Source organism: Francisella salimarina (assembly GCF_007923265.1).
In the GTDB taxonomy this organism is placed as follows: Bacteria; Pseudomonadota; Gammaproteobacteria; order Francisellales; family Francisellaceae; genus Francisella; species Francisella salimarina.
In genome coordinates this window covers 1-23,821 of the sequence record NZ_VOJA01000005.1, presented here as the reverse complement: position 1 = coordinate 23,821, position 23,821 = coordinate 1, and the positions used below count along the sequence as shown (strand labels likewise).

The following is a 23,821-nucleotide window of genomic DNA, read 5'->3' as shown; positions in this document are numbered from 1 at the left end:
ATCATGAAAATAGTAAAAAACTTTATTGTAGAACAGTATTCTAATAATTTAATAAAATGGTTAAAAGAGACTTGTATAAAATATCCTGCTGAAGGTTTTGTGATTGGTATTAGTGGTGGTATAGATTCGGCAGTAGCCGCATCTTTAGCAGTCAAAACAGGATTACCTACAACTGCTCTAATATTACCATCGAAGAACAATCAAGACCAAGATATGCAAGATGGAATAGAACTAATCAAAAATCTTAATATAGAGTATCATACTGTTTCAATACAACCTGCTTATGATACGTTTATAGAGTCAACATTTAACTTTACAAACTCACAAAATGATCGCCAACATGTTATCAAAGGAAATGCTCAAGCCCGTCTTAGAATGATGTATTTATATGCTTATGCTCAGCAAAATAATAGAATTGTTATAGGTACAGATAACGCATGTGAGTGGTATATGGGATATTTCACTAAATTTGGTGATGGTGCAGCAGATATATTACCACTTATTAATCTCAAAAAATCTCAAGTTTTTGAACTAGGTAAATACTTAAAAGTGCCAAAAAACATTATCCAAAAAGATCCTTCTGCCGGTCTATGGCAAGGTCAAACTGATGAGGATGAAATGGGTGTCACATACAAAGAAATTGATGACTTCTTAGACGGTAAAGAAATCTCAGAAAAAGCTCTCGAAAGAATAAGCTTCTGGCATAATCGTAGTCACCATAAAAGATCCATGGCTTTCACCCCTAATTTTTAATAAAGCTTATCTAAAATTATATTTGACTAAAATCAAAAAACTAATATATCATAATTAAAAATAATCATCTAAAAATCATTATGAAAAAACTATTTACAATATCTCCTCTTCTACTGTCACTCATTGCTTGTGCTCACCTGGACAACAACGACAAAATGACCGAGCTTTATGTTGATAAGAAAACTCCAAATATCCAAGATATAAGCTTTAATAAATTAGGTACCCTTCCAACAAATATAGAACACCAAAGCTATTACAACGTCATAGTTTCTGGCTCTGCAATAGCTAACTGTAATGTTTTTGATTATGGTAGTAAAAAAATCGATGAACCAGGAAAAAGTCAAATATTTATAGGTGATGCTCGAGACTGGGATATTGTTAGGATTGATTGTCGTAAAAATAATGGTAAAGGCAAAGCTGATGAAATATATGATCTAAAAATAAAACTTCTTTCAAATGATACAACTTACTATGCTTCAACAAAAGTTAGACATGGATAAGTCCTAAAAGAAGCCTAGAGAAATAAATTAATAGAAATACTAATGTTAATAAAAATTTGAAGAAACTAGTTCTAATAAAAACTACTACTATTCAAAAAATTTCTTGGCATAATCTTTGACATTATCAAACCAAGTTTTGCTTTTTGGAGAATGTTTATTTTGGTAATCTTCACCTAGACTATTAGCAAATTTTTCTAGTAGCTCTTTTTGTTCTGCATTTAGATGAATAGGCGTCTCAACAACTACTTTACAAAGAAGATCGCCTCTTCTTTGGCCTCTTAGAGACTTCATTCCTTTTTCTCTTAAACGAAAAACTTTACCTGTTTGTGTTTCAGGTATAACCTTAAGAACCACCTCGCCATCAAGAGTTGGTACTTTGATCTCACCACCAAGGCAAGCTTTTGTGAAACTAATTGGCATTTCACAATATAGATTCATATCTCTTCTTTCAAAGATTTTATGCTCTTTGACTAATATCTGTACATACAAGTCACCACTCATAGAGCCATCAGATCCAGAATCACCCTCGCCTTGAAGCCTGATTCTATCACCGTTATCGACACCTTCAGGTATCTTCACTCTTATAGTTTTTTGCTTTTTAACTTTACCACTACCATAGCAGTCATCACAAGGATCAGCGATACTATTACCACTACCATTACAAACAGGGCAAGTTTGCTCAAAAGCAAAAAACCCTTGCTGTCTACGAATAGTTCCCTGTCCGTGACAAGCATGACATGTTGTTTTAGTTTTGGATTTAGAACCTGTACCTTCACAACTATCGCAAGATTCCATTCTTGGTACACTTATCTCTTTTTCAATACCAAAAAAAGCCTCTTCCAAACTAATCTCAATAGTATATTCTAAGTCACTACCTCTAGAGGCTCTAGATCTACCTGACCCACGTGATGCACCACCACCAAAGAATGTATCAAAAATATCTTCAAAGCCACCAAAGCCGCCAGCTCCTCCAGCACCACCTTGCTGATTAACTCCAGCATGACCAAATTGATCATATCTAGATCTCTTACTATCATCACTTAAAATTTCATAAGCCTCTGATACTTCTTTGAATTTTATTTCTGCTTCTTTATTATCGGGATTACGATCTGGATGATATTTCATTGCGAGCTTTCTATAAGCTCTCTTGATTTCAACACCCGAAGCTGTCTTAGATACATTTAAAATTTCATAATAGCATTTCTGTTGCATTTTACCTAACCTAAAAATTTTGGACAGAGTATTATAACAAAAAGAAAAGTGTGGATAAACCACACTTTGTTGACTTGTTTAGATTTTATTTATTTTTTGTCTTCTTCAACATCTTCAAAATCAGCATCTACCACATCATCATCTTTCTTTGGCTCTTCGGCTTGAGCATCACCTTGAGCACCTGCAGCTTGAGCTTGTTCAGCATATGCTTTTTGAGCAATTGGTGAGAATACTTCCTCTAGAGCTTTTGTCTTAGCTTCAATAGCTTCTTTATCATCACCTTTAGTTACAGACTCAAGATCCTTACAAGCTTCTTCAACTTTTTCTTTTTCTTCTGCAGTTACTTTTTCACCTAACTCAGCAATAGCCTTCCTAGAGCTATGGATTAGATTATCAGCTGTGTTTCTCGCAGATACTAATTCATGGAACTTCTTATCTGATTCAGCATTAGCTTCTGCATCTTGTACCATTTTTTCGATTTCTTCTTCAGATATACCACCACAAGATTTAATCACAATATTTTGCTCTTTACCCGTAGCTTTATCTTTTGCAGATACATTCATTATACCATTTGCATCCACATCAAATGTTACCTCAATTTGTGGCATACCACGTGGTGCTGGTGGAATATCTGCCAAGTCAAATCTACCTAAAGATTTATTTGCAGAGGCCATTTCACGCTCACCTTGAAGTACATGTATAGTTACTGCCGGCTGATTGTCTTCAGCTGTAGAGAACACTTGTGACTTCTTAGTAGGAATCGTTGTATTTCTCTCAATAAGCTTAGTCATCACACCTCCCATAGTCTCAATACCTACAGACAAAGGAGTTACATCAAGTAATAGTACATCTTTAACATCACCAGAAAGTACACCACCTTGGATAGCTGCACCAACTGCTACAGCTTCATCAGGGTTTACATCTTTACGTGGCTCTTTGCCAAAGAACTCTTTTACTTTTTCTTGTACTAGAGGCATACGAGTTTGTCCACCCACTAATAATACTTCTGTAATATCAGATTTGCTTAAACCAGCATCTTCAAGAGCTTTTTTACAAGGCTCTAAAGATCTAACTACTAAGTCAGAAACTAAAGACTCAAACTTAGCTCTAGTCACTTTAATATTTAAGTGCTTAGGTCCAGTAGCATCTGCTGTAATATATGGTAGGTTAACATCAGTTTGCTGAGCTGAAGATAATTCCACCTTAGCTTTTTCAGCTGCTTCCCTTACTCTTTGTAAAGCAAGCTTATCATTATGAAGATCTATACCTTGCTCTTTTTTGAACTCATCAATTAGGTAGTTCATTAAGGCAACGTCAAAGTCTTCACCACCTAAGAAAGTATCACCGTTTGTTGATAATACTTCGATTTGGTTATCACCGTCGACATCAGCAATCTCAATAATTGAAATATCGAATGTACCACCACCTAGGTCATATACCGCTACAGTTTGCTCACCTTTCTTAGAATCTACACCATACGCTAGCGCAGCAGCTGTAGGCTCGTTAATAATTCTTTTTACTTCAAGACCTGCTATTTTACCAGCATCTTTTGTAGCTTGTCTTTGACTATCATTGAAATATGCTGGCACTGTAATTACAGCTTCTGTAACTGACTCACCTAGATAATCTTCTGCAGTTTTTTTCATTTTTCTTAGAACTTCTGCAGAAACTTGTGGTGGAGCCATTTTTTTGCCTTCTTTAGTAGCAACCCAAGCATCTCCATTATCAGCTTTAACTACCGCGTAAGGTACTTTCTTCTTAATATCATCCTGAACGACTTTGTCGTCATACTTACGACCAATTAGTCTCTTGATTGCAAAGAATGTATTATCAGGATTTGTTACAGCCTGTCTTTTAGCTGCCTGACCTACCAAAATTTCTCCTCCATCTGTGTATGCAACAACAGACGGTGTAGTTCTATGGCCTTCAGCATTTTCTATAACTTTAGCATTCTTACCATCCATGATAGCAAGACAAGAGTTAGTAGTACCTAAGTCTATTCCTATAATTTTTCCCATGAAAATTCTCCTGTATTATTTTAATTTTATTTTTTAAACTTTTTTCAATCTCGACTTATAGATGGGTATATCTATTAGCTTTTCAAGTATTTTTTTTAATTTTTTACTATAACTACTTTAGCAGCTCTAACTACACGACCATTCAACATATAACCTTTTTGAAATACATCAAAAATAATATTATCTTCAAGCTCTGGATTAGGAACCATAGCCATAGCCTCATGAATATTGGGATCAAACTTTTCGCCTTTTGGATCTAGCTCTTCCAGGCCATTTTTCTTAAGGATATCCACAAGCATTTTAGATGTTAGCTCAATCCCCTCTTTCATTGCTATAGCTTCTTCAAGCTTAACCTCATGCTTTAGAGCTTGTTCAATACTATCAATTACAGGCAAAAGTTCCTTAGCAAATTTTTCTATGCCAAATTTACGAGCATTAGATACATCTCTTTCGGCTCTCTTACGAATATTCTCCATCTCTGCTTTAGCTCTCAAAGCTTCATCTTTAAAAGAATCGCAAGTTCCCTCTAATTCCTTAATCGTATCTTTTGCTTTATCTAGTTGCTCTTCAATAGATATTTCTTCAACAGAATTATTAGAAGAATCCTGATTCACTTCTTCTGCGTTATCTAGAACCTTATCTTCTGTATTATTTTTTTCTTCTTTACCCATAAAACAACCTTTTCTTTTGATCTTGTTAATACTACAATTTGTTAGATGTTTTTATACATAGTGGTTATTTTTATATTTTCAAGAAATTATTGGCATTTTTTATTATGAATATTAAAAAAGTAAAAGAGAGTTTTAAAAAAATAGGTGTTATAACTCTTCTAATTCTCATAAGTAGTTGTACCAATATAACAGCGCAGCGCTATCTATCTAAAAAATACTCTGATAAGGTTGATTATAAAAAAGCAACTTTCAATGACTTAAATAATTGGAACTCTAACAACCATCTTATATCTTTTAATACATTTAAAAAGTCATGTGTAAAAATAATTGATGAAAACAAGTCAGAATATGCAAATTGGATAAACATTTGTAATAAAGTAATAAATGCTAAAATAAAAACAGAAGATGAAGCTAAAGCATTTTTTGAGCAGAACTTCACCCCATACCAAATAGTATATAAAAATAAAGATACTGGAACATTCACCGGATACTACGAACCTACCATAAAAGGTAGCTTAGTAAAAACTCTACAATACACTATACCTATCTATAGAACTCCCAATGACTTAATTAAAAAATCTAAAGGTGATGATTCTTTTGCTTTTGGCAGATACAAGGATGGCAAATTTGTTCCCTACTACACGCGCGCAGAAATATCAAATGGAAACCTCCTTACCAAAAAAGATGTTTTGGTATGGGTGAAATCGAAAGTTGATAGAACATTCCTACAAATTCAAGGTTCTGGAAGAATAGAAACAGATAGTGGTGATATCTTAGTTGGTTACGATAGTCAAAATGGACATGAATACAAACCGATTGGAAGGTATCTGCTCGATAATGGCTATATGAGTAGAGATGAGATGTCGATGCAAGCAATTAAAGCGTGGCTAAGAAAGAATAAAAGTAAAATGGATGAAGTTCTAAATTATGATCCCTCTTTTGTATTCTTTAGATATGTAGATCGCAAGAATGCGGTTGGTGCTCAAGATGTTGAATTAACTCCTGGTTATTCTCTGGCTGTTGATGACAGATACTATTTATATGGAGTTCCTCTTTGGCTAGAAACCGATTACTACGAAGATAACCATCATGACACTAAACCACTTGATAGATTAATGATAGCTCAAGATACAGGAGGGGCAATTCGAGGTCCCATACGAGGTGATGTATTCTGGGGGCATGGTCAACAGGCTGAATTTAACGCTGGACACATGAACAATCAAGGTAAACTATGGATTCTGTTACCAAATGAATAATCTTAAATATTTTGATACTATAATTATTGGTGCTGGTATCTCAGGCATATCTCTTGCACAAAAACTATCTAAAGCAAACATTGAAAGCTGCATATTTGAGTCAGATAGTATCGGAGGTTGTATAGACTCACAAAGATATAAAGACTTTTGGTTTGAGATGGGGGCACATACAATATACAACTCTTATAACGAAACTATAGACTATATTTGTAATAACTCTCTTGAACAAAACATTCAATCAAGGGAAAAAGCTCCGTTCCTATTTGTACAGCCTAATAATAAAATTCAAAGTATTTTTACCAATATAAATCCTTTTACGGCTGCTTTTAGTTTCTTAAAGAATAGAAATATCTCAAAAGAAGATAAAACTGTTAGCGAATATGCAATAAAGCTATTTGGCAAAAAAAATTACAACCGAACATTAAAGTTTTGTTTTGATGCTGTATTATCTCAAAATAGCCAAAACTTCCCAATGGAATACCTATTTAAAAAATATGATAGAGATACTTCTTTACCACGAAGTTTTACATTCAAAAATGGCTTATCTGAATTATTTAATAATCAAAAACAAAAAATTATCAAAGAAAAAGTTATCAGGATTTCAAAACAAGATACATGGATAATTGAAACAAACCATGCTAATTATCACTGTGATAACTTATGCATTGCAACACCATGGAATATAACGGAGTCTTTGCTAGAAGATATACTACCAAATATAGCAAAACATCAATACCGACCTGTCATGTCAAATCTAACAAGTATAGGAATTGTTACTAATAAAGAATCACTAAAACATATTAAAAGTATTGCTGGCTTAATTGGTAAAGAACAGTTCTTTTTCTCAGCCGTCTCCCGTGACGTCGTCGATAACCCCAACTACAGAGCTATAGTATTTCATTGTAAAGGTAATTACCCTCAAAAAGAGTTAACATATAAAATCACAAAACTTCTAAATATAACTGACGAAGATATTCTCCATACATATACAAAACAGAACACATTACCCTGCTATCATCGTAATCATAGCACTTTCCTACAGGATTTAGAAAAAGAGCTTTCTCAATTATCTAACTTGTATATTACAGGTAATTTTTTTGATAGATTAGCAATTGAAAACTGTATTAGAAGGTCAAACAAAGAAGCCGATAGATTGATCTGCTCTCAAAAAAAATAAGCTAAAACATACTCAGCTCTAGGAGCCACAAACCAATGATAAAAACCCTTGCTGTCAACAATTATCGTTCATTATTAAACCTAGTAATACCATTATCACAACTAAATATTATAACTGGCGCTAATGCAAGCGGTAAGTCAAATCTATACAAAGCTTTGAGACTACTAGCAGAAACAGCTCAAGGGGGTGTAGTAAACTCACTTGCTAAGGAAGGTGGTCTACCTACAACATTTTGGGCAGGTCCTGAAAAAATTTCCAAAGAAATGCTTGAAGGTAAAATTCCAATACAAGGAGGACCCAAACAAAAAGAACCTCGTCTACGCTTAGGGTTTAGTGATGAAACATTTGGCTATGCTATTTCTCTCGGCTACCCAGGCCCACTAACTGCAACTTCTTTTTCTCTAGATGCCGAAATCAAACGTGAAACAATTTGGGTTGGTGAAAATTATAAGCATCCAAGCACCCTGGTCGATAGAGATAGTCATATCATAAAGATCCGAGAACAAAGACAATGGCAAGTCATCGAGCAACACTGTCCTAAATATGAAAGTATATTTACTCAAGCTTCGTATATTGATAAAACACCTGAAATTATAACCCTACGAGAGAAAATCAAACAATGGCGTTTTTACGATCACTTTCGCACAGATATTGATGCTCCAGTACGGACTCCTCAATTAGGCACTCTTACAACAGTGCTAAGTCATGATGGCCACGATCTTGCCTCAGCACTGCAGACTATTATTGACATTGGAGACCAACAATCTCTAAATGAAGCTATCGAAGATGCTTTCCCAGGTAGTAATCTAAATATTAGAAAACATGCTGATGGGCAATTCATTACAGAGCTAAGTCAACACGGTCTACTTCGCCCTCTATCCGCTCGTGAACTCTCTGACGGAACACTACGATACTTATTATTAACAGCTGCGCTATTCACCCCAAGACCTCCTGAACTTATGGTTCTAAATGAACCTGAGACGAGCTTACATTCTGACTTGATACCTCCTCTTGCAAGACTAATTGCAAAAGCATCTACTAAAACTCAAATTTGGGTAATCTCACACTCTAAAGAACTCATAAAATATCTAAGACAACTACCAACCCATAGCCTAATTGAAATAGAGAAAGAACTTGGACAAACTAAAATTATTGGACAAAATCTTCTAAATACTCCAAATTGGAGGTGGCCAGATATAAAATAAGCTATATATAATTTTTCTGTATCAATTTTATTTGCTTATCTCACATAGACAGTGTACCATATAGACTGCTTAAATTTTTAAAGTGTGGTGAACTGTATCTGTTCACAAAATTAAGAATTTTTTGCAAAAACTGAGTAATTGACAACAATAAAATAAAGGAAAAAAGATGAAAACGTTTACTGCAAAACCATCAGACATCAAAAGACAGTGGCTTTTGATTGATGCTACAGATAAAACTTTAGGTCGTCTAGCTACAGAAGTAGCAATGATCCTAAGAGGTAAAAATAAACCAGAATATACTCCTCACATGGACACTGGTGATTATGTTATTATCATCAATGCTGAAAAAGTAGCTGTAACTGGTAACAAAAGAAAAGGCAAAATTTACCACCACCATACTGGATATATTGGCGGTATCAAATCAATCTCTTTTGAGAAGCTAATTGCAACTCATCCAGAAAGAGCTATTGAAAAAGCTGTTAAAGGCATGCTTCCTAGAACTCCTCTTGGACGTGCTATGTACAAAAAGTTAAAAGTTTATGCTGGTGAAAATCACCCACATACAGCTCAACAACCTCAAGCTCACAATATTTAATAAAGGATGGTAAAAATGTCAGAATATAATTATGGTACAGGTCGTCGCAAAAGCTCTGTAGCTCGTGTATTTATGAAAAAAGGTACTGGTCAATTCATCGTAAACGGACTTCCATTAGAACAGTACTTATGTCGTGAAACAGATTGCATGGTTGTAAAACAACCTTTAGAGTTAACTAACAACACTGATAGCTTTGATTTTAAAGTAACTGTAAAAGGTGGTGGGACTACAGGTCAAGCTGGTGCTATTCGCTTAGGTGTTACTAGAGCTCTTATCGAATTTGATGAAGATTTAAAACCAGCTCTTCGTGAAGCAGGCTTTGTGACTCGTGATCCACGTAAAGTTGAGCGTAAGAAATTTGGTCTTAGAAAAGCTCGTAGAAGAAGACAGTTCTCTAAGCGTTAATATACGTCATACCACCTTTCTATTATTCTTTTTATTTTTTATCACTAGGAGGATAAAATCTTGTTATTATATACAAAAAAGGATGATATCTATAGCGACATAGTTCGTATGATTCTTCTTATCAAAGGAGCTAATGCAAAGATTATAGATGTTTCTGAAGAAGAAAACTCCAAACACTTAGAAGAATTAAATATCATAACGCCTAATGGTAACATCCCTACTCTTAGTACAGATGAATTTGCTGTATATAGGCTTAGTGTTATTATAGAGGCTATAGAAGATTTGTACCCTTTTCCTCCGATGTTTCCAGTTTTTCCAAAGCAAAGAGCTAATGCAAGAATATTATTAGAATATGTTAATAAAACATTTCTACAAAATATTATTAAATTACAGAGCTCAGATTTGACAGACGAAGAGGCATCTGAGATAAAAGTAAAAATGCAAAAAGATATTATTAGTACTTATAAGACAGTTGTTAGCGAAAGAGAGACAAATGCAGAAAGTAATCCTGATGCGCAAAACATTAACGTTTTGACTCTTATCATAACCTTTGTTTTTTATTACTTTATTAAGCTTAAGATTTCTATACCTACAAAAGATAAAAATATTATTAAAGAAATCAAAGAGCTACTTAGTGAGCCTAATTTCATTAAAACAATTAAAGCACAAGGAGCTTGATATGGCTATGCTTAGAGCTTATGTGGCTAAAGCTACATACAACTGGCTAGTTGATCACGGATTTACACCATATGTCTTAGTTGATACTGAATATGAAGGTGTAATCGTACCTAACAACTATATTGATGAAGATAATAAGATCTTACTAGACCTATCTCCTCAAGCAATACAAGGCTTAGAAATTGACGATAATCATATTAGCTTTGATGCTACTTTTGATGGTGAACCAATTTCGATAAATATTCCTATAGAAGCTGTTTTAGAAGTTTTTTCTAAAGAAACAGAACAAGGGATGTATGCTCGAGAATTTGGTTATGGAATCAATATTAATGAAGGTGAAGATGATGAAACAGTTAATCCTAAAAAATTAGGAGAAACAAACTCAGATAATGTTCTTTCACTAGATTAATTCTCTAGGAATTTTTCCTATCTTATCAGAAATTTCATGTAGTCAATTTATCTGAAACAATATAGCCATCTTTAATTATTAATTTTATGCTTTCATTAGGATTTACCAATAAGTCTATATCCTCTAAAGGGTTTCCTTCAAATACAATGATGTCAGCAAAGGCACCTGATTTTATAATGCCTAGTTTATCTACCATATTTAATAGCTCTGCATTTTTATAGGTAGCTGAGTATAGAGTTTGGAATGGTGTTTCAACTTGAGATCTAATCTTAAACTCAGTATTTTGATACTTCATCAATCCACCTAGTAGATCTGTACCAAAACCAACATTAATACTATAATCATGCGCAATTTTAATAGCCTCAAGACTATTTGATCGAACTCCACCTAACTTCTCTAAGACATGATCTGGGGTATTAAACTCTTTACCATGAAGATAAAATGCTTCATAAATTGCTAACGTAGGTACAATGAAAGCATTATTTGCAGCAATTATTTTTGCTGCCTTTTCATCAAGGAGATTCGCATGCTCTAAAGATCTTACACCTAATTTAACGCAGCGTATTAAAGCTTCTGGAGTATAAGCATGTGCCATGACATAAGTTCCATTACGTTTAGCTTCATCAACAATTGCTAGTATTTCATCATCAGAGAATTGTAAGTTAGTAATTTTATCTGCTGGTGATGCAATACCTCCAGCTGCCATAATTTTAATCTGAGTAGCACCTTCTCTTAGCTGCTCTCTTGTAGCTTTTAGTACCTCTGGCACACCATCACATATTGTAGAAATATTTGAACCACTAACTTGACAAGAACAAATTTTCGACTCAGTAGTTCCTCTAAAATCTCCATGACCTCCAGTAGCACTGAGAGCCTTACCACTATAAAACAATCTTGGTATTGTTGCTTTTCTTTTCTCAAAAGCCTGAGCTATTCCATAACCAACTCCACCAGCATCTCGTAATGTCGTAAATCCTCTCAGCAATGACTCTTCTGCTGCTTGAAGTGACTCTATAGCCATGTAATCACTTGATATATTATCATTTGCTAGATTGACTGATGCTGCTGAAGATAAATGCACATGAGCATCTATAAGCCCAGGCATCAAAAACCTATCTTTTAAATCTATAATTACCTCAGCACTAAAATTAGAAATTTCATTATTAGTCAATGATAAAATCTTATCATCTTCCACATAAACATAATTATAGTGATTAATTTGATTGTCTTTACCATTAAAAACATTTGCATTTTTTAATACAATCTTAGCCATTTTATATTACCTTTTTTGATTAATTAGATTCTTTTTCGGTTTTATCAACATTTGTTAAACTTTCTAGATTAATAATCATCTCATCTAGTTGCTTAGTAAAGACATTTAAATCTTTATTATCGAGATGTCCCAAAGACTTTTGCCAATTTATGTTTATAAAATCTTGAGTCTTAACTGAAAACTCTTTTCCTAGTTCTGTTAATTCAAAACGCACAACTCTTTTATCTTTTGTATCAACATATCGCTTCAATAACTTTTTAGATAGCAGGCTGTTAATCGCTCTAGTAATACTCTGAGGCTCACATCTCATATAGTTAGAAATATCCGACTTTGAAGGTTTATTAAGTGATAAAGTAGCTAGTAAAACAATAGACTCTGTGTAGGTAAAATTTCTTTGCTCCAAATAGTTCATGAATATTTTATACCATAAGGCATTAATTCTTCTCCATTGTTGACTTAAATTTGTAAATTTATCTAGTAACATAAAAGCTATATATTTTTTACTTACAATTATATGAAGCATTGCGTTATATTTCAACTAATGATAATATCTCATCCGTAATTATCTAACTAGTCTTGAAACATGATCACATTAAATCAAAAACAAATCTTACTTGACAAAGCTATCATGCAACAAAAATCACCTTTTTTTATAAAAGATATTGATAGCAAATATATATATATCAATCATCAAGCAGCCGCACTAGCAGATTTAACTCCAGAAGATTTTATAGGATTCGATGACTCAGAAATTTTTGGGGCTAAAATTGGGGCTATATATCGAAAAAAAGATCAAGATATAATTGCTGGTAAAGACATTAACCCTATTGATATTTTCACTGATAAAAAAGGCGTTACAAGAGCATATTTTATATTAAGACAACCTATCTATGATAAGGATAAAATTATCGGAGTATCTGGAATTAGAGCTGATATAACTAACTTCATAGAAAAAATTGCAGCCATCAAAATTTAATTTATATGACAAAAAATATTTTTACAGATAAAAATAATTATATTTTTGCTTCGACGATTACAGCTTCTGTATTTTTTTCTAGCTTAAGCTCATCCTACCTTTACAATCATCAAATGCTACCTATGATTTGGGCTTTTGTTTTTGGGATATTTCTACCTTTTTATCGCTTTGGAAATACTAAGCTTGAACAAATCAAAAGCCTAACCACAAATACAATTCTAGTTCTAATAATGATGCTTCTAGCATCTTTTGTCAGTTTGATAAGTTCGCCAATATTGCAAGAACTAGCTCGTGGAATTTTAGTTTTTTATTGTCTATGTTCACAACGATATTTCAATGGTGGGCGTATTTTAATTATATTCTTGATAGTATATGTACTACTTTTTTTCTATCTTGATCCAATTCTATCTGAGAATACTCTATTACCTTCTCTTAATTACTGTCTAACTGGATTATTAATGGGCTACATATCAACTTCATTATTTACAATAATTATGCCAAGTGTTGATATCAAAACTCCGACTATTAATAATGACTCATTTGTTTTTAAACAAGCTATTATCATTACCATCCTTATAGTCTCTGTTTATATAACTGCTAGATTTATACATATAACTAATCCAGCTTGGATTTGCTATTCTATAGTTATAGTATCTACAGGAAACTATATAATATCGATAAAAACATCTCTGCATCGATTAATTGGCACTCTTATTGGTGCCGTTATAGGTATTGTATTATCACACTTTATTTTTGATAAATATCCATTAGCAATATACTCCTGTTTTATCTTCATTTTTCTTACATATTTTATGATTAATCATAATTATGGACTTGGTATTGTTTTTGCAACGATTTGGTTAATTGCAGTATTTTATTTTCTCAAATCAGATATGACGGTAATCAGGTTTACTATAGCACGAATTTTCGACACGCTAATTGGCATAGGTCTTGGAATATTTGCTGAATTCATATTACTTAAGAAACCTAGAAAAGATAGACTATAATTTTTTAAAATATCCTAATACCACAGGCAAATACCCAATCATAAAACTTAAAGGTATACACACACTTGCCCAATAGAAAACAAAATCATCTTGATTAAAAATCAAATAGCAACATAAAGCACTTATCACACCTATTACAGTACTTAGAATAGCTCCTAATAAATTAGTCTTGCTACCATAAAACCCATATAGCAAACTAAATGCTAAGGCAGCTATAGGAATATTAAAAAGTAACATTTTATCAAGAACTTGGTCTATAAAAGTATTAGCAAGTATGTAGCTAAAAATTGCAATAATAATTACTGTAATGATATTTTTGTGCTCGCTTTTATTATCTTGAAAATGTACAGAACACATTGATGCCATAGTATTCCATAATGCTGCTATAGTTGTCAAAGCTATCATAAACATCATAAGATAAAATATAACTAACATAGGTTTACTGAAGAGATTTCGCACAATATACACAAAAGCTTTATCAGGATTTGTAGAGCTAATCACACCTGCATATTTAGCCGTAGTATAGACAGCTATCAGATAAATCAAACTCACAATAAATGATGTAATCAGGACAGCATAAAAAGCTACTTTCTTAGATTTTGCAGCAAATATTTTTTGTCCATACCATGGTGAAAGTATGTAAGTAAATGCTGTAAGAATTGCTAAAGATATAGAAAAAGAAACTGGTAAAGTTGGTATTTGTGCATTATTAATATATCCAAGTGCAGAAGCATCAGCATTATATGCTGAATACCCTAAATATATAAATAGAACTATAGATAATAAAAAGCTCAATTTATCTATTTTTACTATCATTAGTAGCCCATCTCTTATGGTAAATAACAACATTAAACTACAAGCAACCCCACTTATTAACCAATGATTATAAGAAGGAAAAATCTGTTGTAGATAAATTGTAGTAGAGTATATAAAGTTAGCTCCAAACCCTGCCATCGCAGTTAACAAACATAATGCTACTACTAATCCAAATACTGGATTATAACGTTGAGAAAAAAATTCAGAAACACTAATTGCATCAAAGTTTTTCCACTTTTTAGCGACACTAAAAGAATAAAATAATAATCCAGCTAAAAACACAATTCCTAGAGATAGTGCTGAGAATCCATATAAATATCCCAAGCTCGAGAAACCTATCAGAGTTGATATATTTAGCTCTGTCATTACAAGAGTAGCTATAAGTGCAAAAAGTCCTAAACTCTTTCCTGCTGTGTAGTAGTTTTCAGAGTTATTCATTTATAACAATAGTTGAATTGGTTTATAGCTTTTTCTGTGGATATTTAATACACCATATTTTCTTATATTTTCAAGATGCTCTTTTGTTGGATAACCTTTATGCTTGGCAAAACCATATTGTGGAAATAATCTATCATGCTCAAGACAAATATTATCTCTATGTACTTTTGCTAATATTGAAGCTGCAGATATTTCTTGAACTTTTGAATCACCTTTCACAATAGCTTCTGAATTATAATCCCAGTTTGGTAATTTATTACCATCGACCAGCACTTTGTCAAATTGTCCTTTTAAATTATCTGCAACTTGATTCATCGCTTTGAGCGTTGCTTGAAGGATATTTAATTCATCAATTTGCTGAGGTGAAACTTCAACTATTGTATATGCTTTTGCATGAGAAATTATTTGTTCATATGATGATTGACGTTTTTTTTCTGTTAATTTTTTAGAGTCTGCAAGACCATCAATAGTTTTTTCAGGATCTAGTATTACTCCAGCAGCAACTACAGGTCCTGATAGTGGTCCACGCCCTGCTTCATCTATACCAAGTATAATCATTTTAATTTATCCAAATTATCTAGTGATGTTAAAAAGCCTCTCAAGATATTAACCTCTTGACTCTCTAATTCAGATCTTTGAAAAAGTCTACGCACCTTATCCATTACATGACCAGGTTTATCTTTATCCAAAAATCCAGATTGAAGCATACTATCTTCAAAATGTTGATATAACCCTTGTAGCTCTTTGACAGAAGCTTTTTTATGCAAATGAGTATATTCAGGAACTTCTTTTAAGTCACTAATCTCTACAGCTTGCTTATAAATCTCATAAGCTACTAGTTGTACAGCTTGGGCTAGATTAAGAGATGTATATCCTTCATTTGACGGAATATACGCATGCACATTACTCATCAAAAGCTCTTCATTTAATAGTCCTGTTCTTTCTCTGCCAAATAATATTGCTATTTTTTCATCAGATTTTTGGATTTTATTAAGTATGTTTGTAGCAACTTTATATATAGGCTCTATAGGCAGAGATACTCTACGCACTCTTGCACTAGTCCCTACTACATAATCTATACCGTCAAGTGCTTCTTGAAGATTAGATACAATCCTAGCACTTTTCACAACTTCTGTAGCATGACATGATAATGCTATGGCTTCGTCATCTATGCCTTTTTTAGGATTGACTAGCCACAAATTTGTTAATCCCATATTCAGCATTGCTCTAGCAGTGGAACCTACATTACCACTATGAGAGGGCTCTACTAAAACTATACGTATATTATTAGATAAATTAGTCATTGTTAGTATTAATAATTAAATTATACAAATCATCAGAACTTTCAGCTTGCTGAAAATATTGCTGGGTTCGATCCTCTTTTAGATAAAGAGCTAACTGCTTTAATAATTCCATATGAATATCTGATATCTTATCTGGAAAGAAAACACCAATAGCTATTTTAATATCATCGTCTATGGAATTATCATAATAACTATTTTTCAATGTAACTATCATTATTCTAGTAGTCATAAGGTTTTCAACCCTACAATGAGGAATATAAATATTCTTGCCAATATATGTATTACCTATTCTCTCACGCTTATAGATGTTTTTTAGAACGATATCTTCACTTATATCTGGATAACTATCAGATACTCGATTTGCTAAAAACTCAATTAAGCGCTTTTTTGACTCAATATTTAAATTTAAAATTATATCTTTTTTACTTATTAGAGCTTTTAAGTTCATGAATTTTATATAGAAAAATATGACAAGATACTTATTCAGAATGACCAGTCGCGTGGTTATCTCTTAATTTATTTTTATGTTTTTTTATCTGACGAGCCAACTTATCTTCAAGCATATCAATAGCTGCATATAAATCTTTATCCTCCGCCTTTGCCACAAATTCACTACCTGGAACTGTAACTATGGCTTCTGCCACTTGATGATCTTTTTCAACATCTAAAATTACCTTTGTTGAAGTGATGTTGTCAAAATAATGTCCCACCTTACCAATTTTCTCATTAACATACCTTTTGATTGGGTCAGTAACTTCAACATGTCTACCAGTAATTTGAATATTCATATAAACCTCCAGATTTTGAATAACACGCCCACAGAATTATATGGAGCTCTGTTTTAATAACCACCTAAGTGATATACTTGTATTCATATTATACAAGCTAAATACTATAAAGCAAAGCAATGAACAACAATGTAAAACAAATTTTAACCTCTCTAGGTCTTATTGCGGTAGCAGTTATATCATTTATTATTTTTGCTCCTTTATTTGTTTTTCTAATTATTTTTTTTATGATTTTCTCATTTTTTATACGTAGGAAAATAATTAAAGAAAATCCCGATTTTTTTAAGCAATATACAAATAAAAAAGGTCGTGTGATAGATCAAGAAGAAGATGATACTGATATTAACTCAAACTACAAAATAAAATAAATATGTATACTAAAGATACTATAGTTGCAGTTGCAACACCCCAAGGTAATGGTGGTATAGGTATAATACGTATCTCTGGCGTAAATGCTTTATCAATAGCCAAAAAGCTCACAAAAAAACGTCTCAAACCTAGATATGCCACATTCTGTAATATTTATAATGCAAATGAAATAGTTGATCATGGTATTGTAATATTTTTCAATTCTCCTAATTCATATACTGGTGAAGATGTTGTTGAAATACAAGCACATGGCAATCCTTTTATACTTAACTTAATAATCAAAGCTACCCTAGAATGTGGCGCTAGAATGGCAAATGCTGGAGAGTTTACAGAAAGAGCATTTCTTAATAATAAGCTTGATTTAGCTCAAGCTGAAGCTGTAGCTGATATTATTAATGCATCTTCAGAAATAGCTGCAAAATCAGCAGCAAAATCTCTTCAAGGAGATTTTTCTAGAGAGATTAATAGTCTTTTAGAAAAACTTATCTATCTACGAATGTATGTTGAGGCATCTATTGACTTTCCAGAAGAGGAAATCAACTTTTTAGAAGATCAAAAGATTCATACCAGTTTACAAGAAATATATAAAACAATTCTCGATGTCAAAAATAGTTGTAAACAAGGAGCAATCCTTGTTGAAGGCGTAACACTAATACTAGTCGGTAAGCCTAATGCCGGTAAATCTAGTCTTTTAAATGCTCTAGCTGGTAAAGAGTCTGCCATTGTAACATCAATAGCAGGTACAACTCGAGATATTGTAAAGGAGCATATTCAAATAAATGGTGTTCCAATGCATATTATCGATACTGCTGGATTACGTAGCAGTGATGATGTTATCGAAAGCGAAGGAATCAAAAGAGCAATCAAAAAGATTCAAGAGGCAGATCAAATATTATTTGTAACCGATGACTATACAAATAGTCAGGTTAAATTTAGTGATATAAAGGATATAATACCTGAATTTTATAATCAAATACCTAAAGATATAGATATTACTTATGTTCACAATAAGATAGATCTTCTTGAAGAAGCGCCTATGAATCATAATAATCATATTTATATATCCGCAGGTAACAACATAGGTATTGATAAGCTAAAAGATCATATTCTTGCCAAAGTTGGTTACACAACTCAAAATGAGAGTGTTTATACAGCTCGTGAGAGACATATTACAGCTATAAATAATGCTTTTGAACATATCAAACTTGCTAGAGAACAATTAGAACTTGGGAATGGAGAACTCTTAGCAGAAGAATTATTAATAGTTCAAGAGCATCTTAACTCAATCACAGGAGATTTCAGCTCTGATGACCTATTAGGAGAGATTTTCTCAAGCTTTTGTATTGGAAAATAGTATAAAAAACTTCTTTTTTACTTATAATTAGTTTTAACCATAGTTATATCATCTTCTAACTGACGACTATTAAAAGGTTTGTTAATATTCTTATCAACCTCTACTGTTTTAACTTTACTGCTAGTTATATTTAATGAATTACCAGCTACTATCGCATACAAATCTGCACTAATAATCAATATAACAAAAGCTACTAATACTTTATTCATTTAATAATCCTGCAAACAAACATTAACAAATTTAACAAACTCTTGCTCAAGATTATTTCTAACTCCAGTTGCTCTTACCAAATAAAAGTTAGTTTCGCCAAAATAATAATCATTAAGCACTGGTAATATATCTAATCTGCTATTAGCAAAAATATCCAAAGTATTAACAATCTTATTACACTTAGTTGCTAAATTAATATCACATATAAAATTATTAAAAAATAGATTTGGATTAATATTAACCTCTTCTTTAGAGTCATCTCTCTCTAAAAAACCTATCAGACTAGTCTGATATTTATCATGACTTAAGAACCCAACAACATCATGATTTTCTAAATCTTTCAGAGATTTTGGCTGTCCATATTTTTGAATATACTCTTCACTAGCATAAAGTTTATTTTTAGCTCTTACTAACGTTTTTATAGTACAGTTTGTAACTAAAGGTTTTTTAATAGTAATTGCCACATCTATGTCATCCTTAACCAAATCTACTACTCCTGCAGTATAACTAAATACTAATCGGACATTAGGATATCTAGCATAAAATAAATCCAACCTATCAGCTAGTATGTTATCAAGAAAAAGTTTTGGTATACCTACCTTTAAAGTTCCCGTTATTTCTTTAGATTTATTCATTAGCTGCTGAAATATTGTACTTGCTTCTTGCTCAATATCTTTAAAGTTTTTATAGAATGACTCTCCATCTTCAGTCATTTCTATTAGGCCTCTTGAGTTACGCTTAACCAATTTCATATTTATAGATTCTTCTAAGCTTTGAATTCTACGAGAAACTGTACTTTGAGAAATATTTAAATGTTTAGCTAATTCTGTAAATGTACCTATATTAATAAGTTTAATAAAAATAAAAATATCATCAAAATTCATCACTAACCTCATTTGCGCATAGCTGTTATGCATTTTTTGCTACAGACAAATTAATACTACTACAAATATAATAGCCATGTAAGCTGATAAATTAACTTTAGCTTTTTAAATAACAAATAAGGAAATAAGTAATGAGAAAAACACTATCAAAAATTATTTTAAGTAGCGCAATATTAGCAACATCAATACCAGCTATGGCTTGCTCTGAAATCAATCATGATTTTGGAAAAAATATTGGAGTTTATACTACTAGAACTATGGATATCTTTATTGACTTAAAACCAAACTTAACTGTATATCCTAGAGGAACAAAAGAAAGTGGTGGTCTAAATAAAAATCCTCTTAACTGGACTGATAAATATGGTTATGTATCAATTGATGAAACTAATTTAGAAAATTTAACAGGTGAAGGTGTAAATGAAAAAGGCCTAGCTGCCCACCTGCTTTATTTAGGGGATACTGTTCAACCTAAAAGAGATCTAAGCAAACCAGGAATCAATGGCGTTGATTGGGTTAGATATGTACTAGGAAACTATTCTACAGTTCAAGAAGTTCTAGAAAACTTAGATAAATATCAAATATACAATCCGCCAGTAAAAATTAATGGTAAAGATAGTTATTTACCAGTTCATTATCTAGTAGAAGATAAAACTGGAGATAGTGCGCTTATTGAATATATTAATGGAAAGTTAACTATACATAGAGGTGTAAAAAATCTTAGTAATGAACCTAGCTATGATAAGCAACTTAAAATTTTAAAACAAGCCAAAGATTTGGGATTCTATAATATAGATAAACTACCAGGTGGTGCCAACTCTGGATATAGATTTGTAAGGGGTAGTTTTATAAATGAAAATTTACCAGATGCAGACTCTGCTGATCAAGCTGTCAATTACATGTTTGCAGCAGCTGACTCTGTATCTGTTCCATTTATCAAAGGCTACAGAAATGAGAGTTTTAATAACCCAAGTTTAGAAGATAAATGGCCAACACAATGGAAGTCAGTAACATCCTTATCTCAGAATACTATCTATATTTCTGATACATTAGTTGGCAATAGAGTTTCTGTTAACCTTAATGAGGCTAATTTAAGTGAGGGACAACCAATTAAAAGCATATCAGTTATGGATAAATCTTTAACTGGAGATGTAACTAGCAAACTAACACCTAAAGATAAATAAAACTTAGGCCTAAGTAACTTTAATGCTTTTCATCAGTAATTTCTCAACTATCCAAAATCAATATAAGTTTTAGTGACTATGTTCATTTATGCATAACTGCTATGTAGCTTTTGCTAGAGACATATCACCGCTACTAAATATATACTAAATATTAACTAGATTATAATAAAAACATAAAGGAACAAATGATGAAAAAAATACTTCTATTAATTTTGATATCAGTTATAGCTACTACTTTTGCTAATGCTAATCCAACAAAGTTAAGATCTTACTCTGTTGGTATCAAACGTAATCATATATCACTTTATGAGTCTCACAATATCACAAAAGCAACTCATTATTATACTCATTACAGATAATTAAAAGATTCTACAGCAAACATTTTGCTAAAATTACCTAATTTAAAATATAGTAAAAATATCATGATCTCTCTAATAGGCAAAACTCCTATTATCAAACTAAAAACCAACAACGCTCATAACTTATATGCCAAGTGCGAATGGCTTAACCCTACAGGAAGTATAAAAGATCGAGTTGCAAAATATATATTAGATAATTTAATCAAAAATAAAAAAATAAATCCTGAACAAGCAATTATTGAAGCAAGTTCTGGAAATATGGGAACTTCGCTAGCTGCAATTGGAAAATTATATAATCATCCCGTATATATTACGTGTCCAGAAAAAACTGGAAGAATAAAAAGAGAAATGATCAAAAGTTTTGGAGCAAATTTAACAATATGCAAAAATACTGCCAATTACACAGATGCTGATTTTTATGTAAATAAAGCTAAGCACTTAGCAAAAGATTTAGATGGGGTGTTAATTAATCAATATGATAACCTACTAAATACAGAGTGTCATTACAAAACTACAGGACAAGAAATAGTCAATTACTTTTTAACTCACTCAAAAAATATAGACTTCTTTATAACAGTTGGAGGATCTGGTGGAACTATTACTGGTTGTGCTAAAAGAATAAAAGAGATATTCCCAGAAACTAAAATTCTTATGCCAGACCCTAAAGGATCTGTTTATTACGATATTTTTTATCATGGCAAACCAATAGAGCAAAATATATACAGTTATAAAGTTGAAGGCCCAGGCAATCCCGTATTTTGTAAGTCTATGGACTTATCATACATTAATGAAATAATTCAATTCACAGATAAACAAGCTATACAAGGATGTAACGAACTAGCCCAAGAGCAAAGTATTTACGCTGGACACAGTAGTGGTGCAAATTATTTTATAGCCAAAAAGCTAATTGAAAAACTTCCTAAAGACAAAAGCTACAACATCTTAATTATGATTTTGGATAATGGTATGAAATATAGTTTCGACTAGTCTTAGAAAATATAAAATGAAATGATATTCAAATACTGCTATTATTAAATTGATGTATCAATATATAGGAGTGTTTCATATGCCAGGTATATTAATAAGTTTCATACTGCTCTTTTTATCAGTCATATTCGCTTGGTTTAATAGACGATGGGGACTTATAGCATTTTGTATTTTTCTAATCGTAACATCACTAGTATTTCTTCATCATGCTAGTGATCATTTGTCAATTTATCTATAGATAAGGAGAGCAAATATGAAAAAATATTTTAAAGAAGATTTAGTAAAACTCCTAAGTGCTATAGAACTTGCAGGTATTACAGTTACAATTATTTCTGCATTCTACTTTCAGTTTGTAATGGGAGAAATCCCTTGCCCATTATGCCTTTTGCAAAGATTAGGACTACTAGCAATAGGATTCGGATTTTTATTGAATATGCATTATCATATCAGACCTAGCCATTATGCGCTATCGCTACTAGCTTCTGTATTAACAGCATTTATTTCATTACGTCAAATTGCTCTTCATGTTTCAGATCCAGTTGGCTTTGGTTCAACAGTTTTTGGACTACACATGTATACATGGGTATTCATAATATGCATGATTGCGATCATTTATATTTCTGTAGTTATGTCTTATCCTAACCAATATAAAATCAATAAAGATCCTAATGAAATAGCAGATGCAAAAAATAATAAAATCCGAACATTAAGTCATATTATATTTGTCATTTTCATAATTGCTATTTTTGCTAATATTGCTTCAACTTTTATTGAATGTGGTATACATGAATGCCCAGATAATCCAACAAAATACATTCTCGCATAAACTCTAAATAATGCTACATGATTTATCCTAATAAGATATTTCTTTATTAGCAATAAAATAATATATAATTAATAGATGTAATATCTGATACTGTTTATAGCAAAGTATTATAAGGAGCTTAAGATATGAAGTCGAAGCTATTAATGTACTTATTATTGATATCATATTCT

General features: G+C 32.0%; 30 protein-coding genes. 18 read left to right on the top strand and 12 right to left on the bottom strand.

Annotated elements, in window-relative coordinates; translation table 11 throughout:
* Window positions 1-3 precede the first annotated feature (3 nt).
* Together nadE and FQ699_RS08265 are read left to right on the top strand one after the other, a co-directional pair.
* Window positions 4-753: an NAD(+) synthase gene (gene nadE, locus FQ699_RS08270; RefSeq protein WP_146421923.1), complete on the top strand. Its 750-nt coding sequence runs from the start codon at window positions 4-6 to the stop codon at window positions 751-753.
* An 80-nt stretch (window positions 754-833) separates the two neighbouring features.
* Entirely contained in the window at window positions 834-1,253 is a 420-nt protein-coding gene (locus FQ699_RS08265; protein ID WP_146421922.1) for a hypothetical protein, read from the top strand.
* A gap of 87 nt (window positions 1,254-1,340) precedes the next feature.
* On the opposite strand, the gene dnaJ is transcribed toward FQ699_RS08265, so the two are convergent.
* From dnaJ to grpE, 3 genes are all read right to left on the bottom strand, one after another.
* Window positions 1,341-2,465, bottom strand: a complete 1,125-nt coding sequence (gene dnaJ / locus FQ699_RS08260; RefSeq protein ID WP_146421921.1) for a molecular chaperone DnaJ — start codon at window positions 2,463-2,465, stop codon at window positions 1,341-1,343.
* A gap of 89 nt (window positions 2,466-2,554) precedes the next feature.
* Window positions 2,555-4,483 carry a molecular chaperone DnaK gene (gene dnaK, locus FQ699_RS08255; RefSeq protein WP_146421920.1) on the bottom strand — a complete coding sequence of 643 codons (1,929 nt, stop codon included), beginning with the start codon at window positions 4,481-4,483 and terminating at the stop codon, window positions 2,555-2,557.
* 95 nt (window positions 4,484-4,578) lie between these two features.
* Window positions 4,579-5,154 (bottom strand): nucleotide exchange factor GrpE, encoded by a 576-nt coding sequence (gene grpE, locus FQ699_RS08250; RefSeq protein WP_013922806.1) that lies wholly within the window; start codon window positions 5,152-5,154, stop codon window positions 4,579-4,581.
* 104 nt (window positions 5,155-5,258) lie between these two features.
* Here grpE and mltA point away from each other — a divergent pair, with 104 nt between their 5' ends.
* The 7 genes from mltA (at window position 5,259) to mglB (ending at window position 10,879) form a co-directional block, all read left to right on the top strand.
* The gene (gene mltA, locus FQ699_RS08245; RefSeq protein ID WP_146421919.1) at window positions 5,259-6,410 is read left to right on the top strand and encodes a murein transglycosylase A; all 1,152 of its coding nucleotides are present in this window, start codon (window positions 5,259-5,261) and stop codon (window positions 6,408-6,410) included.
* Window positions 6,403-7,587 (top strand): NAD(P)-binding protein, encoded by a 1,185-nt coding sequence (locus FQ699_RS08240; RefSeq protein ID WP_146421918.1) that lies wholly within the window; start codon window positions 6,403-6,405, stop codon window positions 7,585-7,587. Before mltA ends, FQ699_RS08240 begins: the two co-directional genes overlap by 8 nt.
* Window positions 7,588-7,622: 35 nt before the next feature.
* The gene (locus tag FQ699_RS08235) at window positions 7,623-8,792 is read left to right on the top strand and encodes an AAA family ATPase (RefSeq protein ID WP_146421917.1); all 1,170 of its coding nucleotides are present in this window, start codon (window positions 7,623-7,625) and stop codon (window positions 8,790-8,792) included.
* A 166-nt stretch (window positions 8,793-8,958) separates the two neighbouring features.
* Window positions 8,959-9,387 (top strand): 50S ribosomal protein L13, encoded by a 429-nt coding sequence (gene rplM, locus FQ699_RS08230; protein ID WP_013922802.1) that lies wholly within the window; start codon window positions 8,959-8,961, stop codon window positions 9,385-9,387.
* Between the two features lie 15 nt (window positions 9,388-9,402).
* Window positions 9,403-9,792 (top strand): 30S ribosomal protein S9, encoded by a 390-nt coding sequence (rpsI, locus tag FQ699_RS08225; RefSeq protein ID WP_013922801.1) that lies wholly within the window; start codon window positions 9,403-9,405, stop codon window positions 9,790-9,792.
* A gap of 60 nt (window positions 9,793-9,852) precedes the next feature.
* Window positions 9,853-10,470, top strand: a complete 618-nt coding sequence (gene mglA / locus FQ699_RS08220) for a transcriptional regulator MglA (RefSeq protein WP_146421916.1) — start codon at window positions 9,853-9,855, stop codon at window positions 10,468-10,470.
* Window position 10,471: 1 nt separating this feature from the next.
* Window positions 10,472-10,879 carry a transcriptional regulator MglB gene (mglB, locus tag FQ699_RS08215; RefSeq protein ID WP_146421915.1) on the top strand — a complete coding sequence of 136 codons (408 nt, stop codon included), beginning with the start codon at window positions 10,472-10,474 and terminating at the stop codon, window positions 10,877-10,879.
* 34 nt (window positions 10,880-10,913) lie between these two features.
* On the opposite strand, the gene FQ699_RS08210 is transcribed toward mglB, so the two are convergent.
* Together FQ699_RS08210 and FQ699_RS08205 are read right to left on the bottom strand one after the other, a co-directional pair.
* The gene (locus FQ699_RS08210) at window positions 10,914-12,152 is read right to left on the bottom strand and encodes a metal-dependent hydrolase family protein (RefSeq protein WP_224728103.1); all 1,239 of its coding nucleotides are present in this window, start codon (window positions 12,150-12,152) and stop codon (window positions 10,914-10,916) included.
* Window positions 12,153-12,171: 19 nt separating this feature from the next.
* On the bottom strand, window positions 12,172-12,675 hold the full coding sequence (locus FQ699_RS08205) for a MarR family winged helix-turn-helix transcriptional regulator (RefSeq protein WP_146421914.1): 504 nt from the start codon (window positions 12,673-12,675) through the stop codon (window positions 12,172-12,174).
* Window positions 12,676-12,735: 60 nt separating this feature from the next.
* Between FQ699_RS08205 and FQ699_RS08200 the strand changes: the two genes are divergently transcribed.
* The gene (locus tag FQ699_RS08200; RefSeq protein ID WP_146421913.1) at window positions 12,736-13,128 is read left to right on the top strand and encodes a PAS domain-containing protein; all 393 of its coding nucleotides are present in this window, start codon (window positions 12,736-12,738) and stop codon (window positions 13,126-13,128) included.
* A gap of 5 nt (window positions 13,129-13,133) precedes the next feature.
* Window positions 13,134-14,135 (top strand): FUSC family protein, encoded by a 1,002-nt coding sequence (locus tag FQ699_RS08195; RefSeq protein ID WP_146421912.1) that lies wholly within the window; start codon window positions 13,134-13,136, stop codon window positions 14,133-14,135.
* On the opposite strand, the gene FQ699_RS08190 is transcribed toward FQ699_RS08195, so the two are convergent.
* From FQ699_RS08190 to hpf, 5 genes are read right to left on the bottom strand one after another with little or no spacing between them, the layout of a single operon-like run.
* Window positions 14,130-15,389, bottom strand: a complete 1,260-nt coding sequence (locus tag FQ699_RS08190) for a sodium:solute symporter family transporter (RefSeq protein ID WP_146421911.1) — start codon at window positions 15,387-15,389, stop codon at window positions 14,130-14,132. The two genes, FQ699_RS08195 and FQ699_RS08190, sit on opposite strands and share 6 nt — an antisense overlap.
* Window positions 15,390-15,947 (bottom strand): ribonuclease HII, encoded by a 558-nt coding sequence (gene rnhB / locus FQ699_RS08185; RefSeq protein WP_146421910.1) that lies wholly within the window; start codon window positions 15,945-15,947, stop codon window positions 15,390-15,392.
* A complete protein-coding gene (locus tag FQ699_RS08180; RefSeq protein ID WP_146421909.1) occupies window positions 15,944-16,693 on the bottom strand; it encodes an RNA methyltransferase in 750 nt (249 codons plus the stop codon). Before FQ699_RS08180 ends, rnhB begins: the two co-directional genes overlap by 4 nt.
* A complete protein-coding gene (locus FQ699_RS08175; RefSeq protein ID WP_013922790.1) occupies window positions 16,686-17,141 on the bottom strand; it encodes a PTS sugar transporter subunit IIA in 456 nt (151 codons plus the stop codon). Before FQ699_RS08175 ends, FQ699_RS08180 begins: the two co-directional genes overlap by 8 nt.
* Before the next feature lie 31 nt (window positions 17,142-17,172).
* Window positions 17,173-17,481: a ribosome hibernation-promoting factor, HPF/YfiA family gene (gene hpf, locus FQ699_RS08170; RefSeq protein WP_146421908.1), complete on the bottom strand. Its 309-nt coding sequence runs from the start codon at window positions 17,479-17,481 to the stop codon at window positions 17,173-17,175.
* A gap of 119 nt (window positions 17,482-17,600) precedes the next feature.
* Between hpf and FQ699_RS08165 the strand changes: the two genes are divergently transcribed.
* Together FQ699_RS08165 and mnmE are read left to right on the top strand one after the other, a co-directional pair.
* The gene (locus tag FQ699_RS08165) at window positions 17,601-17,849 is read left to right on the top strand and encodes a hypothetical protein (protein WP_013922788.1); all 249 of its coding nucleotides are present in this window, start codon (window positions 17,601-17,603) and stop codon (window positions 17,847-17,849) included.
* A gap of 2 nt (window positions 17,850-17,851) precedes the next feature.
* Entirely contained in the window at window positions 17,852-19,204 is a 1,353-nt protein-coding gene (gene mnmE, locus FQ699_RS08160) for a tRNA uridine-5-carboxymethylaminomethyl(34) synthesis GTPase MnmE (protein ID WP_146421907.1), read from the top strand.
* A gap of 17 nt (window positions 19,205-19,221) precedes the next feature.
* On the opposite strand, the gene FQ699_RS08155 is transcribed toward mnmE, so the two are convergent.
* Window positions 19,222-19,413, bottom strand: coding sequence for a hypothetical protein (locus tag FQ699_RS08155; RefSeq protein WP_146421906.1), 192 nt, complete (start codon window positions 19,411-19,413; stop codon window positions 19,222-19,224).
* A complete protein-coding gene (locus FQ699_RS08150; RefSeq protein WP_146421905.1) occupies window positions 19,414-20,298 on the bottom strand; it encodes a LysR family transcriptional regulator in 885 nt (294 codons plus the stop codon).
* Window positions 20,299-20,429: 131 nt separating this feature from the next.
* Here FQ699_RS08150 and FQ699_RS08145 point away from each other — a divergent pair, with 131 nt between their 5' ends.
* The 5 genes from FQ699_RS08145 (at window position 20,430) to FQ699_RS08135 (ending at window position 23,651) form a co-directional block, all read left to right on the top strand.
* Window positions 20,430-21,479: a linear amide C-N hydrolase gene (locus tag FQ699_RS08145; protein WP_146421904.1), complete on the top strand. Its 1,050-nt coding sequence runs from the start codon at window positions 20,430-20,432 to the stop codon at window positions 21,477-21,479.
* A 188-nt stretch (window positions 21,480-21,667) separates the two neighbouring features.
* Complete coding sequence (locus FQ699_RS09695; RefSeq protein ID WP_179951693.1) at window positions 21,668-21,838, top strand: hypothetical protein; 171 nt, start codon at window positions 21,668-21,670, stop codon at window positions 21,836-21,838.
* Between the two features lie 63 nt (window positions 21,839-21,901).
* Window positions 21,902-22,825 (top strand): PLP-dependent cysteine synthase family protein, encoded by a 924-nt coding sequence (locus FQ699_RS08140; protein ID WP_146421903.1) that lies wholly within the window; start codon window positions 21,902-21,904, stop codon window positions 22,823-22,825.
* Window positions 22,826-22,877: 52 nt separating this feature from the next.
* Window positions 22,878-23,063, top strand: coding sequence for a DUF5993 family protein (locus tag FQ699_RS09825; protein WP_306669292.1), 186 nt, complete (start codon window positions 22,878-22,880; stop codon window positions 23,061-23,063).
* 15 nt (window positions 23,064-23,078) lie between these two features.
* Window positions 23,079-23,651 (top strand): disulfide bond formation protein B, encoded by a 573-nt coding sequence (locus FQ699_RS08135; RefSeq protein ID WP_013922781.1) that lies wholly within the window; start codon window positions 23,079-23,081, stop codon window positions 23,649-23,651.
* Window positions 23,652-23,821: the final 170 nt, after the last annotated feature.